This window comes from Streptomyces sp. CB01249 (assembly GCF_001905735.1).
Classification (GTDB): Bacteria; Actinomycetota; Actinomycetes; order Streptomycetales; family Streptomycetaceae; genus Streptomyces.
On sequence record NZ_LISW01000001.1, the window covers coordinates 1,786,330 to 1,799,235 of the forward strand.

At 71.4% G+C, this 12,906-nt stretch carries 14 protein-coding genes; 2 read left to right on the forward strand and 12 right to left on the reverse strand.

Going from position 1 to position 12,906, the window contains the following annotated elements:
* Positions 1-138: 138 nt before the first annotated feature.
* Positions 139-981, forward strand: a complete 843-nt coding sequence (locus AMK18_RS07610; protein ID WP_073862166.1) for an endonuclease/exonuclease/phosphatase family protein — start codon at positions 139-141, stop codon at positions 979-981.
* Between the two features lie 12 nt (positions 982-993).
* Here AMK18_RS07610 and AMK18_RS07615 read toward each other — a convergent pair whose 3' ends face one another.
* The 4 genes from AMK18_RS07615 to AMK18_RS07630 form a co-directional block, all read right to left on the reverse strand.
* Positions 994-1,713, reverse strand: a complete 720-nt coding sequence (locus tag AMK18_RS07615) for an SGNH/GDSL hydrolase family protein (RefSeq protein ID WP_073862167.1) — start codon at positions 1,711-1,713, stop codon at positions 994-996.
* Positions 1,710-2,180: a cupin domain-containing protein gene (locus tag AMK18_RS07620; RefSeq protein ID WP_073862168.1), complete on the reverse strand. Its 471-nt coding sequence runs from the start codon at positions 2,178-2,180 to the stop codon at positions 1,710-1,712. The genes AMK18_RS07615 and AMK18_RS07620 overlap by 4 nt, the downstream gene beginning before the upstream one ends.
* Positions 2,181-2,242: 62 nt before the next feature.
* Positions 2,243-3,061, reverse strand: coding sequence for a helix-turn-helix domain-containing protein (locus AMK18_RS07625; RefSeq protein ID WP_073862169.1), 819 nt, complete (start codon positions 3,059-3,061; stop codon positions 2,243-2,245).
* Between the two features lie 42 nt (positions 3,062-3,103).
* Positions 3,104-3,583, reverse strand: coding sequence for a CGNR zinc finger domain-containing protein (locus AMK18_RS07630; protein ID WP_018104851.1), 480 nt, complete (start codon positions 3,581-3,583; stop codon positions 3,104-3,106).
* 108 nt (positions 3,584-3,691) lie between these two features.
* Here AMK18_RS07630 and AMK18_RS07635 point away from each other — a divergent pair, with 108 nt between their 5' ends.
* Complete coding sequence (locus AMK18_RS07635) at positions 3,692-4,633, forward strand: alpha/beta fold hydrolase (protein WP_241836484.1); 942 nt, start codon at positions 3,692-3,694, stop codon at positions 4,631-4,633.
* Here AMK18_RS07635 and AMK18_RS07640 read toward each other — a convergent pair.
* The 8 genes from AMK18_RS07640 to AMK18_RS07675 all read right to left on the reverse strand — a co-directional run bounded on the left by AMK18_RS07640 (position 4,573) and on the right by AMK18_RS07675 (position 12,855).
* Positions 4,573-6,066 (reverse strand): alkaline phosphatase family protein, encoded by a 1,494-nt coding sequence (locus AMK18_RS07640; RefSeq protein WP_198956954.1) that lies wholly within the window; start codon positions 6,064-6,066, stop codon positions 4,573-4,575. The genes AMK18_RS07635 and AMK18_RS07640 overlap by 61 nt on opposite strands.
* Before the next feature lie 135 nt (positions 6,067-6,201).
* Positions 6,202-7,257 (reverse strand): 2-aminoethylphosphonate ABC transporter substrate-binding protein, encoded by a 1,056-nt coding sequence (locus AMK18_RS07645; RefSeq protein WP_073862171.1) that lies wholly within the window; start codon positions 7,255-7,257, stop codon positions 6,202-6,204.
* Between the two features lie 73 nt (positions 7,258-7,330).
* Positions 7,331-8,128: an ABC transporter permease gene (locus AMK18_RS07650; protein ID WP_073862172.1), complete on the reverse strand. Its 798-nt coding sequence runs from the start codon at positions 8,126-8,128 to the stop codon at positions 7,331-7,333.
* Positions 8,115-9,035 carry a 2-aminoethylphosphonate ABC transporter permease subunit gene (locus AMK18_RS07655; protein ID WP_073862173.1) on the reverse strand — a complete coding sequence of 307 codons (921 nt, stop codon included), beginning with the start codon at positions 9,033-9,035 and terminating at the stop codon, positions 8,115-8,117. The genes AMK18_RS07650 and AMK18_RS07655 overlap by 14 nt, the downstream gene beginning before the upstream one ends.
* Positions 9,028-10,113: an ABC transporter ATP-binding protein gene (locus tag AMK18_RS07660; RefSeq protein WP_073862174.1), complete on the reverse strand. Its 1,086-nt coding sequence runs from the start codon at positions 10,111-10,113 to the stop codon at positions 9,028-9,030. The genes AMK18_RS07655 and AMK18_RS07660 overlap by 8 nt, the downstream gene beginning before the upstream one ends.
* Positions 10,110-10,811, reverse strand: coding sequence for a phosphonatase-like hydrolase (locus tag AMK18_RS07665; protein ID WP_073862317.1), 702 nt, complete (start codon positions 10,809-10,811; stop codon positions 10,110-10,112). The genes AMK18_RS07660 and AMK18_RS07665 overlap by 4 nt, the downstream gene beginning before the upstream one ends.
* Before the next feature lie 2 nt (positions 10,812-10,813).
* Complete coding sequence (locus tag AMK18_RS07670; protein WP_073862175.1) at positions 10,814-11,938, reverse strand: TIGR03364 family FAD-dependent oxidoreductase; 1,125 nt, start codon at positions 11,936-11,938, stop codon at positions 10,814-10,816.
* Between the two features lie 146 nt (positions 11,939-12,084).
* Positions 12,085-12,855 carry a GntR family transcriptional regulator gene (locus tag AMK18_RS07675; RefSeq protein WP_073862176.1) on the reverse strand — a complete coding sequence of 257 codons (771 nt, stop codon included), beginning with the start codon at positions 12,853-12,855 and terminating at the stop codon, positions 12,085-12,087.
* Positions 12,856-12,906: the final 51 nt, after the last annotated feature.

Sequence of the window (12,906 nt, forward strand, 5' to 3'; positions counted from 1 at the left end):
CGATCGCGCGGCCAGAAGGTTGGATGAAGGCCGCGGTTATCCAGGGATCACGGATCCCCCTTTCCGGCGGAGTGGGAGGGCGAGGTGCCCGAGGTCATAGGGTGACTGAGCGTGTGAACCGACTTCGAGGAGCCGAAGGTGACCGGAACCGGCGTGCGGTGGCTTGCGGGGGCGCTGGTCATGGCCTGCCTGCTGCTCGCCGGGCCCAGCGCCTCGAACAGCGTCTACACGGCCCAGCCGCTGCCGGCCGGCGCTCCCGAGGAGATCGTGCCGAACCGGGTCATGACCTGGAACATCTGCAACCCCTGCAGGGGGAGCGGGCAGAACGGCGGCCGAGCGGCGGAGATCGCCACGTACGCGCCTCAGGTCATCGGTTTGCAGGAGGCGTGCGTGGGTGATGTCGAGAGGATCCGGGACTATCTGCGGTACAGGTACGGGCTGGTCTACCACGTCGCGTACGGATCGGTGCTGCCGAGTTGGAGCCGGTGCGGGGGACTGCCGTGGAGCCCGGGAGGCTTCGGCCAGGCGATTCTCTCGGCCGCCCCGATGACGGACCGGGTGAACGTGGAGTACCCCGAAGGCGGTTCCGAGGACCGCGGGTACATGGCCGTCACGACCCTCGTGGACGGCCGGCCGGTCCGGGTCTTCAACACGCACCTGGCCGAGCGGCGACAGGCACCGGTCCGCGCGAAGCAGACCCCCGTGCTGGCGAAAGCGATCGCCCGGTATGACCGGACGATCGTTCTCGGCGACTTCAACGCGGTGCCCGACGCCCCCGAACTCACCGCGATGTGGGACGTGGCGCAGGACGCGGACCCCGGGTGCGGCCCCTCCGGGACGGGCGCCTGCGAGCCCACCACCGACTGGCGCAGCAAGTTCGACTACATCTTCCTTCGCGGCTTCGACCCGTTGAAGCAGCAGGTGCACCTCACGCCCTGGTCGGACCACGATCTCGTACAGGCCGACCTGAGCCGGACGTAACCACGACGCCGGCTACCCGCTCCGGGTCAGCAGCCCGGCAGCGATGACCTCGGCGACAACGGCGGCGCCGCGGCTGTTCTGGTGGATGTGGTCCGTCGTGAGCACGAGACCCCGCCGCCGCGAGATCGCGTCGAGGCTGCGGCGCAGCACCGCGTGCTGGACCAGGACGCCGATGGTCGCCGCGGGCGTCGCCTCCTCGTAGGGGACCGGCGGCGGGTCCGCCCGGCGCAGCTCCTCGATCTGGCGTTCGTGGAGCGGCAGGTAGGCCACCTCGCTGTCGGCGGCGACCTCGGAGATCAGACTGCTGTACGCCCGCGAGGCCTGTGCCGCCGGTCCGTCGAGCCGCTGGCCGAGTACCGGGAGCGACAGCAGTCCGATCGTCGCGTCGGTCTCCGCCCGCAGCCGCGCGACAACGGCTCCCAGGCACTCCTGGAACCAGCCGGCCGACGGGCGCGCGGGGAGCCTCTTGCGCTTCATGGCCTGCTCGACCCGGTACCCGGCAAGGCTCGCCCGGGCGTCGTTGGTCCCGATCAGCACGGTGATCACATCGGGCGGGTTCGCGACGACGGCGTCGAGGCGCTGCAAGAGGTTGTACGCGAAGTCGCCGTTGACGCCGAAACGGGCGGGCCGTACCTCACCGGGAGGACCGAGTCGTGCGAGTAGATCCAGGTAGTCGACGCTGAACTGCGCACGGGTGAGGCTGTCGCCGAGGCAGGCGACGCGTGTCGTCACGACGCGTCCTCCGGCCCGGACGTGCCGACGCCTTCGGCCGGGCGGCTACCGGTCCGGGGGCGGTGGTCGGTGCCGAGGGTCGCGGTGACGGCCAGGAGGGACGTCGGCCCCGCCATGTCGACCGTGTGCCACACCCCGGCCGGATTGATGCTGGCCTCGCCCGGCCCGAGCCGAACGTGATCGTGGACCCCGTTCACGTCGCGCGTGATCGTGACGGACCCGCTGAGGCAGACGACCAGCTCGTCGCCCGCCGGGTGGCTCTCCCAGTGCTCGCCGGGCCCGTCGCCGTCGAAGATCATCACCATCCGGCCCTCGGCACCGTCCGCCGCGACCGCGGTGCTGTACGCACGGAGCACCTCCGGGTCCCAGGCGAAGCCCTCGATGGATCGCGCTCTCGATCCCAGCCCGAGGTGGACGGGGGTGGTCCGCAGGTCCACGGCCTTGTGTTCGTGATTGACGAGTCTCATGCCGACGATCGTCCACGCCGGTGATCGGGCGGTCTTGAACAAATGGGAAGAGCGGCCGACGGCTACCCGGCTTCGAGGAGGACTTCGCCGCGACGCCAGGCCGTCGGTGACCGGCCGGTGAACTCGCGCCAGTCCCGTACGAGATGGGCCTGGTCCGCATAACCGGCGACGGCTGCCACGTCGCCCCACGGGAGCGGGTCCCGCGCAGCCGCCAGCTCGTGTGCGTGCTCGAAGCGCAGGACCCGGGCGACGGTCTTCGGTGAGAGGCCCAGCTCACCGCGGAACCGCTCGGTGAGGTACCGGCGGCTCCAGCCGAGCTCCGCGGCGACCGCGCCCACCTGCACGCACCCGCGCGCGGCGACGAGGCGGCGCCACGCCTCGGCCACCTCGGGGCGCACCCGGCGCACGGGCCCGACAGCCCGCAGCAGCAATTCGTCCAGCACGGCGAACCGCGCCGCCCAGGTCCTCGCCGACCGCAGCCGGTCGACCAGCTCGACGGCGAGCGCCCCGAGAAGTTCGTCCAACGGGACCAGCCGGTGGGCGAGCTCGGCGGCAGGCATGCCGTAGACGGCCCGGGCCCCGAGCGGTGTCAGCGCGATCTGGACACCGCGCTGACGTCCGTCGTGGTGAATGGCGACGGACCGGCACATCAGACCACCGGCCACACCGCCGAACCGGTCGAACGGCGACCCGTCGTCAACACCCGCCGCCACCTCCAGAGGATCCGACAGGCTGATCACCGCGGTGAGCGCACGGCCCGGCGGTCCGCAGTGCACTCCTGCGGGGAGGGCGCGGAGGTCGAAGCCGACGTACGAGTCGACGTACTCGCGCAGGGCGGGCGCGGGACGTGCACTGATCCCGGTGGCCGTGGGGTCCTCCATTTTCCCGAGCTTACGAGCCGCCCGGCCGCGTACGGCGACCGGTCAGCGGGTGCGTTCGTAATGACGGCGGGCCTTCTCGCGGTTGCCGCAGACGGCCATCGAGCACCACCGGGCGCGGTTGGCGCGGCTGCGGTCGATCAGGAACAGCCTGCACGCGTCATTGGCGCAGGGGCGCAGCCGGCCGGGCAGTTGCTCCTCGGTGGCCGCCCAGCCGAGAACGGCCTCGACGGCCAGCCGGGCGTGCGGCGGAGTCCTGACCGACCAGCGCAGGCCGTCGGAGCTGATCTCCGGAACCTGGTGGACGCCTTCGAGCAGCGGGCTCAACGCGGACGGCGGGCTGTCCCCGCGTACGACGTCCCGCAGCACGTCGCGGGCCTCGCGCAGCAGTGCCAGCTCCGCGAGGCTGCCGTCGCCGCCGTGCTCCCGCGCCCAGCGTCGGCCTGCCGCCGGGTCGTGGAGGGCGTCCTGTTCCTCGCCGTTGACCAGCGGCCTGCTGTTGAGCAGGTCCAGCAGGGTGTCCATCGGCCACCGCTCTCTCTAACCGGATCGATTCGTTTGACAGGTTAGCGCGCTCGCCGCATGCTTGCACCACGACGCACTAACCAGATCAACGACTTAAAGAGGTTAGGTATGAGCTCCGTACGCCACCGGACCGCCACCGTCGACGGTCACGAGATCTTCTACCGCGAGGCAGGCCCCGCCGACGCCCCGACGATCGTCCTGCTGCACGGCTTCCCGACCAGCTCGTTCATGTTCCGCGAGCTCATCCCGCTCCTGGCCGACCGCTACCACGTCATCGCGCCGGACCACCTCGGCTTCGGCCACTCCGACGCCCCCCTCGCCACGGAGTTCAACTACACCTTCGACGTCCTCGCCGAACTCACCTCCCGACTCCTCGACCAACTGGGCCTGGACCGCTACGCCCTCTACGTCCAGGACTACGGCGCCCCCCTCGGATGGCGCCTCGCGCTCCAGCACCCCGAACGGATCTCCGCCCTCGTCACCCAGAACGGCAACGGCTACGAGGACGGCTTCGTCGAAGCGTTCTGGACCGACGTCTGGGCGTACGGCGCAGACCCCGGCCCCGACACCGAACCCGCGGCCCGCGTCGCGCTGAGCCACGACGCCATCCGCTGGCAGTACGTCCACGGCGTACCCGACCCCAGCCTGGTCAGCCCGGACACGTGGGAGCACGACTTCGCCCTCGTCTCGCGCCCGGGCAACGACGAGATCCAGCTCGCTCTGTTCCGCGACTATCGGAACAACCGCCCGCTCTACCCGCTGCTGCACGAATACCTCCGCACCAGCGGGGTCCCGGTACTCGCCGTGTGGGGCCGCAACGACGAAATCTTCGCCCCGGCCGGTGCGCGAGCCTTCGCCCGCGACGCCAAGGACGCGGAAGTACACCTGATCGACGGCGGCCACTTCCTCCTGGAAAGCCACCTGCACGTCGTCGCGGGATATGTGCGCGGCTTCCTCGGCCGGGTGCTGGGACAACCCGAATCCCGCCCTCAGGACGTGCTGAGGGAGACTCCGTCAACGGTCCAGAACCAGTTGTTGCCGCCGGTGTAGCGGAAGCGGACGCGGGCGCTGGTGGCGCCGGACGGGACCCGGAGCGTGACGGCCTCGGCGCGGGACGGGGTGTCGGCGGTGTAGGTCTTCACCGTGACCGGGGCACCTCCGTCCCAGGACACCGACACCTCGCCCTTCTGTGGTGCTTCCTGGCGGTAGAGGGTGGTGTAGCGCAGGACGGCGGTGGACCCGCCGGTGACCGCCCAGGCGGGGCTGACGAGCGTGGAGTCGAACGTGCCGCTGGAGGACTTGTCGACCCACTCGTCCCCGTCGGCCACGGCGAAGACGTCGCGGGCGCGGATGTTGGACTCCCGCTGCTGGCCGCGCTCGGCGGCGGTCCAGAACTCGTCGGTGGTGAAGGACCAGCCGCGCCACTCCGTCATGCCGCCGGTGCCCATCGCCCCGTTCTCGACGGACCAGCCGACGGGCGGGGTGTGCGTGAAGCCGGTGAGGGTGGCGGGGATGCCCATCTCGTCCACGCGGGCGGTCAGTTGCGGGCGCAGGGTGTCGAACGCGTCGGGCACGGGCGTCTGGAGCGGTCGGCCGTCCAGGCCCCACGAGGCGTCGATCGCGATCCCGAGATGGGCGAGCGCTGAGGCGGCGACGTCCGGCATCTTGATGTCGTACCGAGTGGTGCCGGCCGCGATCGCGCCGCCCCTGGCGATGAGGAAGGTCTGCCGCTCCGGATCGCTGTTGCCGCCGTGGCCACCCGCGTCGGTGTGGCCGTGATCCGCGGTGACCATGATCAGCCAGTCCTCGGAGGCGTACGTGGACCTGCCGGTGACGGCGGCCAGGATCTGGCCCACCTGGCCGTCCGCCGTCTCGATCGCCGCCCGGTACTGGCTGCTCGCCGCGCCGTAACTGTGGCCCGCGTGGTCGATGTTGTCCAGGTGGACGAAGACCGCGTCCCGGTTGCCGTCCCGCAGCTCGGCCACGGCGCGGCTGGTGGTGCCGGTGTCGTACTCGGCGGAGGGCGTGGAGACCCGGGTGTCGACCGCGGGGGAGAGGACCGTGTCGGTGATCGGGGCCCAGGAGGAGACCGCGTACGTCGAAAGGGCGGGCTTCGCCGTCTCGGCACGGGTGAGGAAGTCCGGGTACGTCGCGAAGGCGTGCCCGGTGAACGCGTTGTCCTTGACCAGGTGCTTGTCGGGCCACACACCGGTGAGGACCGTGGCCCAGCCCGGTCCGGACAGGGTGGGGGCCAGAGGGTCCGCGTAGATGCGGCTGGCGGCGGTGACGCCGCCCGCCATCAGGGTGTCGAGGTGGGGCGCGGACGCGTCCTTGATGCGGGCGAGGAGCGCTCCGTCGAGACCGATGACGAGCACCTTGGGGGTACGGGCGGCCGCGTGCGCGGTGACGGCGGTGAGCGGTGCCGCGACGGCGGCGAGGGCGGCGGAGAGGAGCACTGTGCGGCGGGACGGTCCAGCGGACATGGAAGAGCCTCCGTGATCACGTGGGGGTGTCGGACCCGCGCCGGTGCCATGACATCGGCGTGGGTCCAGACCCGTTATCTTTCCGCGACAACGCGTCGCGGGTCCATACCTCTGCGGTGGGACAACTCCCGGCGCTCAGCTGCCGGTTGCCGACTTCCAGGCATCCACGTAGGAGTCGAGCCCGGCACCGATCTCCGCCCAGTCGGGCTCGAAGACGTCGACGCCCCGCATCAGCCGTGCGAGCGCCTCGGCGTTGGCGTCGGTGGCCTTGACATCCGTACGGGGTGAGAATCCGCCGCCGATGGCGCTGACGTTCTTCTGCGCCTCCTCGGAGAGCATGAAGTCGAGCAGCTTCTTGCCGTTCTCCGTGTGCGGCGCCTTGGCGACGAGACCGGCGGCGTACGGGAGGGCGAAGGTGGTCGGCCGGCCGTCGCCCTTCGCAGGGAACCAGATGCCGAGGTTCGGCATGTCCTTGGACTGGGCGTAGTTCATCTGTACGTCGCCGTTGGCGGCGAGCAGTTCGCCCTTGTCCACCTTGGGGGCGAGCTTGCCGGTGGAGGCCGAGGGGCCGACGTTGTTGGCCTGGAGTTTCTTCAGGTACGCCATCGCCGGCTCCTTGCCGCCGAAGTCGTGCATGGCCTTGATGAGCACGGCCGTGCCGTCACCGGCCACGCCCGGGGTGGAGTACTGGACCTTCTCCTTGTACGAGGCGTCCAGCAGGTCCTCCCAGGACTTCGGCGCGGTCTTCAGCTCCTTCTTGTTGTAGATGAAGCCGAAGTAGTTGTTGACGACCGAGGTCCAGGTGGAGTCCCGCGCCTTGTCCGCGCCGTCGACCCGGTCGGAGCCGGCGGGTGCGTACGTCGCCAGCAGCCCCTTGGCGCCGGCCTGCTGGATGAAGGGCGGCAGCGTGACGAGGACATCGGCCTGGGTGTTGGTCCGCTCGCGCTGGGCGCGCTGGACCATTTCGCCCGAGCCGCCCTCGACGTACTTGACCTTGATGCCGGTCTTCTTCTCGAAGTCGGTGAAGACCTTGTCGTACCAGCCGTCGTTGTTCTCGCCCTTGAGGCCGTCCGCGCTGTAGACGGTCACGGTCTTCTGGTCCGAAGCGGAGGAGGAACCGCAGCCGGAGAGCGAGGCGGCGAGGGCCAGACAGCCGGTGACGGCGGCGAGGGGCGTGAGGTGATTGCGCATGGGTGGGTGACTCCTGGTGGGTGGGAACGAGGGTGGGTGCCACGGGTGTTCACCCGCGGGCCGGGTGCGCGGATCAGCGGTAGGAGGCCCTGGTCCGGATACGGGAGACGCCGAGCAGCACCAGCAGCGTCGAGGCCATCAGGACTGTGGCGACGGCCGCGCCAGTGAAGAGCGAGCCGCGGTCGGTCGCGGCGAAGACCTGGACCGGCAGCGGTGTCCAGTCCGGCGGGTAGAGCATCATCGTGGCGCTCAGCTCCCCCATGGACAGGGCGAAGCAGAGCCCCGCGGCAGCCGTGAGCGACGGCAGCAGGAGCGGCAGCCTGATCCGCCACAGCGTGTACGCGGGTCCGGCGCCGAGACTCGCCGCCGCCTGTACGTACACGGGGTCGAGCCGCACGAGGGCCGCCGAGACCGACTGGTGGGCGAACGCCGTGACGAGCACGGTGTGCGCCAGGATGACGATCCACGGCGTCCCGTTCAGCAGCAGCGGCGGCCGGCTGAAGGCGACGAGGACCGCCAGGCCCACGACCACGGACGGCACGGCGACCGGCAGGACGAACAGAGCGTCCATGAACCGTTTGCCCCGTCTGCCGAGGGACGCTCCGGCGAGGGCCGCCCAGGCGCCGACGAGCAGGGCGAGCAGACCGGCGGTGACGGCGGTGACCAGACTGGTGGTCAGCGCCCGCAGCGAATCCCCGCTGGTGGCGGCGGCGTAATGGGCGACCGTGGGACCGGAGGGAAAGGCGCCGGACCAGTGGGTGGCGAAGGACGCGGCCAGGATCACCAGCAGCGGCACCGCGAAGAGCGGGAGGAAGAGCAGGAAGAAGACGAGGCGGATCGCCCACCGGGCGGCCCTGCTATGCACCAGCACGTCGGCTCACCACCCGGTACAGGCCGTACAGGCCCACGGAGATCGCGATGTTGACGACGGCGACGACGCAGGCGGCCGGATAGTCGGATTCCAGGATCGCCTTGCTGTAGACGAGCATCGGGAGGGTGGTGACGCCCTTCGCCCCGGTGAAGAGCACGATGCCGAACTCGTTGAGGCACATCACCAGGACGAGGCTGCCGCCCGCCGCGAGCGCCGGCAGCGCCTCGGGAAGGATCACCCGGCGCACGATGCGGAGCGGTCCGGCACCCAGCGAGGAGGCGACCTCGATCTGCGCGGTGTCCAGCTGCGAGAACGCGGCCAGCAGCGGGCGCATCACGAACGGGGTGAAGTAGGTGATCTCGGCGAGCAGCACCCCCCAGGGCGTGCCCAGGAAGTGGAAGGGCCCTTCGGCCGCCCCCGTCACATCGCTCCAGACGCCGTTCGCCATGCCGGTGTTCCCGTAGACGAAGAGCAGCGCCAGGGTGATGAGGAAGGACGGGAACGAGAGGAAGACGTCGATGAACCTGGCGACGAGACCGCCGCCGGGGAACGGGACGAAGGCGATCACCAGGGCCAGGACGAAGCCGAGGACGAGACAGCCGGCGGCGGAGCCCGCCGAGAGCCAGACCGTGGTGACGAGCGCCGAGCGGAAGGACGCGGAGCCGAAGGCCTCGGCGTACGGCGCGAACGAGAGGCCGCCCCCGTCCGGGCTGACGGACTGCCGGACCACGAGGAACAGCGGATAGAGGAAGACCAGCGCCAGTGCGACGACCGGGGGCAGCGCCCAGAGGAACGCCGGCGCGCGACGCCGCTCACGCGGTCCGGGCCCGGTGGCGGGCAGCGAGGGCCGGGGGCCGGCCGGCACCGTGGCGGACTCCGGTACGCGGGTGGGCGCGGCGCTAGACATCGGAGCCTCCGGACGGCCCGGCCGCCGGGAGCAGCACGGCGTCCTCGGCGGCGAAGTGGAGGGTGAGCTTGTCGCCGGGTGCCGGAGTCTCGCGCAGTTCGCGCACATCGGCCGTGAGGCGGTGCCCCGAGACGTCCACGCGGAGACGGTGGGTGTCCCCGCGCCACTGGACCTCGGCGACGGTGCCGGTCAGGGCGTTGGGGCCGGCCCCGAGCGCGACCCGGTGCGGGCGTACGCAGAGCGTGGCGTACTCGCCGGAGCGGGCCCCGCCGGTGGTGATGGCGAGCGCCTGCCCGGCGAAGTCGACGGTGTCCGCTCCCGGGCCGACGCGCACCGGCAGGAGGTTGGCGCTGCCGACGAAGGACGCGGTGAACTCGGTGCGCGGGCGCCGGTACAGCTCCTGCGGGGTGCCGCAGTCCTGGAGCCTCGCCCGGTCCATGACCGCGATCCGGTCCGCCAGCGTCAGCGCCTCGATCTGGTCGTGGGTGACGTAGAGGATCGACACCTCCGGAAGTTCCCTGTGCAGCCGCGCGAGTTCGGCCAGCATGCCGGAGCGCAGCTGCGCGTCCAGGGCGGACAGCGGCTCGTCCAGGAGCAGCACCGAGGGCCGGATCGCGAGGGCGCGGGCGATGGCGACCCGCTGCTGCTGGCCGCCCGAGAGCTCCCGGGGGTAGCGCTTCGCGTAGGCGCTCATGCCGGTCATCTCCAGCGCCTCGCCGACCCGCACCGGTAGGTCGGCCCTGGGTGTCCTGCGCGTCCTGAGGCCGAAGGCGACGTTCTCCTCGACCCGCATGTGCGGGAAGAGCGCGTACTGCTGGACGACCATGCCGATGCCCCGCTTGTGCGGGGGCAGGTCGGTGACGTCACGGTCACCGAGGCGGACCCGCCCGGACACGGGGCGCACGAATCCGGCGACGGCGCGCAGCGCGGTGGTCTTGCCCGACCCGGAGGGGCCGAGCAGGGCCATGACCTCGCCGGGCTCGACGGTGAGGTCCAGCCGGTCGAGGACCACGTTGCCGTCGTACGCGACGGTGACCTGGTCGAACCGGATCCCAGGTGCGACTGCCCCGGCCGTCATGCCTCGGCCCCCGCGATCAGTCCGGGGAGCTCGGCGACGGACCCGAGGACATGGGTGGCCCCGTGCCGGAGCAGCTGCTCCCGGTCGTGGGCGCCGGTGAGGACGCCCGCGACGATGCCGGCTCCGGCGCGCACCCCGCTGAGCATGTCGTACGCGGTGTCCCCGGCGACCGCGATCCGCCGTACGTCGTCCACGGCTCCGGTGCGCAGCAGCGCGGCGAGCACCATGTCCGGGTAGGGGCGGCCCCGGCCGCCCGCGTCCGCCGGGCAGAGCGTCAGCGTGGCCAGGTCCTGCCAGCCGAGGGCGGCGAGGATGGCGTCCTGGGTCACTCGGGCGAAGCCGGTGGACAGGACGACGGTGCGACCGGCGGCACGGAGTTCCCCGATGGCCTCGCGGGCGCCGGGGACCGCCGCGATCGCCCCGGCGTCGACGAGTTCGCCGTACGCCTCCTCGAAGGCGGCGTTGGCGCGCTGTGCCTTGTCCTCGTCCCCGAAGAGGTGCCGGAAGACGGAGATCTTGGACTCGCCCATGGTGGCGCGGACGTAGTCGAGCTTCTCGGTGTGGTCGGCGGAGCCGGCCTCGACACCGAGGCGTCCGGCGGCGACGGAGAACGCCCGCTCGACGAGGCCGCCGTCGGCGACCGTGGTGCCCGCCATGTCGAGGACGACGAGTCGGTAGGAGTGGTCATGCGTGGTCATCTTCACCAGCCCAGTTCGTCGGCGGTCTGTTCGGCGATGGCGGGGGAGCAGGTCATGCCCCGTCCCCCGGGCCCGGTGACGAGCCAGACCCCGTCGGCCACCTGCTGGCGGTGGACGACGCGGCCGGTGTCGGTGCACTGGGCGTACACCCCGGCCCAGCGGTGCCGGATGCGTGGCAGCGGGCGGCCGAGGAAGGACTCGACGACGCCGGTGAGGTGCTCGTACGGCTCCTCGACGGTGTCGAACGAGAAGGGGTGCTCGTACTCGTGGGTGTCCCCGATGGTCAGTCCGCCATCCAGGCGCTGCACCATCAGCAACTGCATCCGGTGTGCGGACGCGGTCGGGGCCTGCGCCTGCCCGTCGTTGAGGGCGTCGAGCGCCGGGCCGCCGTACGCGGGGTAGTAGCGGAAGCTGTCGGCGTCCGCGACCGAGGTGGTGAGTGTCTCGCCGAGCGGGTCGGTCTGCATCATCTGGAGACGGACCCGCCGCACCGGCAGACCGGGGCCCGCCAGCTCACGGACGAGGCCGCCGAGCCAGGCGCCGGTCGCCAGGACGACGGCGTCACCGGTGTGTACGTCACCGTGGTCGTCGCGCACCGATGCGGTGCCGACCACCTCGCGGACCTCGCGGCCGCCGAGGAAGGTGTACCGGCCGGACGCCAGCAGCGCCTGTTTGAGGACGAGTTGGGCGGTGCGCGGCTCGACGGCCGCGTCCCGCTCGCACCACAGGGCGGAGCCGAACGCGCCGCGCAGGGCGGGGTTGATCGCGCGGGCCTCGTCGGCGGTGACCAGCTTGTAGCCGCGCGCGGCGGCGTCGTCCCGGGCGACGGCCGCCTCGGCGACGGCGACCTCCAGGTCGGTGCGCAGTGGGGTGAGCGAACCGCAGGGGCGGAAGCCCAGACCGGGCACCTCCGCGCCGATGCCCTCCCACAGCTCACGCGCCCGCAGCGCCGTATCCAGCTCCTCGCCACCGGCCCGGCCGCTGACCCATATCTGTCCGAAGTTGCGGAGCGATGCCCCGCGCGCCTCACTCTCGCGCTCGATCTGTACGACCTCGTGGCCGCGGTTCACTGCGTGCCAGGCGTGCATGGTTCCCACCACGCCGGCTCCTACGACGATGACCTTCACGGCGGCAACACTCCTCGGGGCCGGTGACTCTTTTCGGACTGCGGAGCGACGAGACGGTAAACGGACTCGCAAGCTTGGACTAGACCCGTTATCTTTCCGTGACCACGAAATCGGGAGGAAGGCCGCATCGGCTCCCATCCGGCCGGTCAGTGCGGTCGCGCGTGACCCAAGTGCGTACGGAAGGAGAACCGGTCGCCCCGGAAGAGGGTGCGGACCCGTTCCAGCGGACGGCCGTCGGCATCCCGCGACAGGCGGTGCAGCAGTAGCATCGGCAGGGCGGGCGGGGTACCGATGAGCAGCGCCTCGCGAGGCGTCGCCAGCACGGTCTCGATCCGCTCGTCCGCGTCCCCGAAGGAGAGCGAGAGCTTCTCGGTCAGGTACGCGTAGAAGGAGGAATCCGGATCGAACCCGGTGTCCAGGGCGGGCACCCGGGCGACGGTGACATAGGTGCTCTCCAGCCCCACCCGCTCGTCGTCGGCGAGCAGCACCCGCTCCATGTGCCAGACCGGTTCGCCGGTCTCCACCTCGATCTCGGCGGCCAGCGCCGCCGGGCAGGGGAAGCGTTCGAGACCGATGAGATTCCGCCCAGGCCGCCGGCCCTGCCGACGCACGCCCTCGGTGTAACTCGCCAGCGAGAGCGGCTGCTCCAGCTTGGGACCCGCCACCACGGTCCCGCGCCCCTGCCGGCGCAGCCGCCCCTCCAGCAGCAGCTCACGCAGCGCCTGCCGGACCGTCTCCCGCGACACCTCGTGGCGCAGCGCCAGGTCCCGCTCGGTGGGAAGCGTGTCTCCCTCCCTCAGATCATCGATGAGGGAGAGGAGTTGTGCCTTGACCGCGTAGTACTTCGGAATGCGGCCGTGCTCCGGGATGCCGGAGCGCACGGGGGCGCCAGGTGCCTGATCGTTCGGATAGTCCACCCGCCGATGGTGGCACGGGAGCGCTGCCTCCACGCAGGCGGCAGGCCCGCT

What these genes read in the sequence shown, in the direction of transcription:
- AMK18_RS07625 (WP_073862169.1), bottom strand. Translation starts at nt 3,061, where the DNA reads ATGGAGGACCCCACGGCCACCGGGATCAGTGCACGTCCCGCGCCCGCC.
- AMK18_RS07645 (WP_073862171.1), bottom strand. Translation starts at nt 7,257, where the DNA reads ATGCGCAATCACCTCACGCCCCTCGCCGCCGTCACCGGCTGTCTGGCC.
- AMK18_RS07660 (WP_073862174.1), bottom strand. Translation starts at nt 10,113, where the DNA reads ATGACGGCCGGGGCAGTCGCACCTGGGATCCGGTTCGACCAGGTCACC.
- AMK18_RS07635 (WP_241836484.1), top strand. Translation starts at nt 3,692, where the DNA reads ATGAGCTCCGTACGCCACCGGACCGCCACCGTCGACGGTCACGAGATC.
- AMK18_RS07640 (WP_198956954.1), bottom strand. Translation starts at nt 6,066, where the DNA reads ATGTCCGCTGGACCGTCCCGCCGCACAGTGCTCCTCTCCGCCGCCCTC.
- AMK18_RS07620 (WP_073862168.1), bottom strand. Translation starts at nt 2,180, where the DNA reads ATGAGACTCGTCAATCACGAACACAAGGCCGTGGACCTGCGGACCACC.
- AMK18_RS07655 (WP_073862173.1), bottom strand. Translation starts at nt 9,035, where the DNA reads ATGTCTAGCGCCGCGCCCACCCGCGTACCGGAGTCCGCCACGGTGCCG.
- AMK18_RS07665 (WP_073862317.1), bottom strand. Translation starts at nt 10,811, where the DNA reads ATGACCACGCATGACCACTCCTACCGACTCGTCGTCCTCGACATGGCG.
- AMK18_RS07630 (WP_018104851.1), bottom strand. Translation starts at nt 3,583, where the DNA reads ATGGACACCCTGCTGGACCTGCTCAACAGCAGGCCGCTGGTCAACGGC.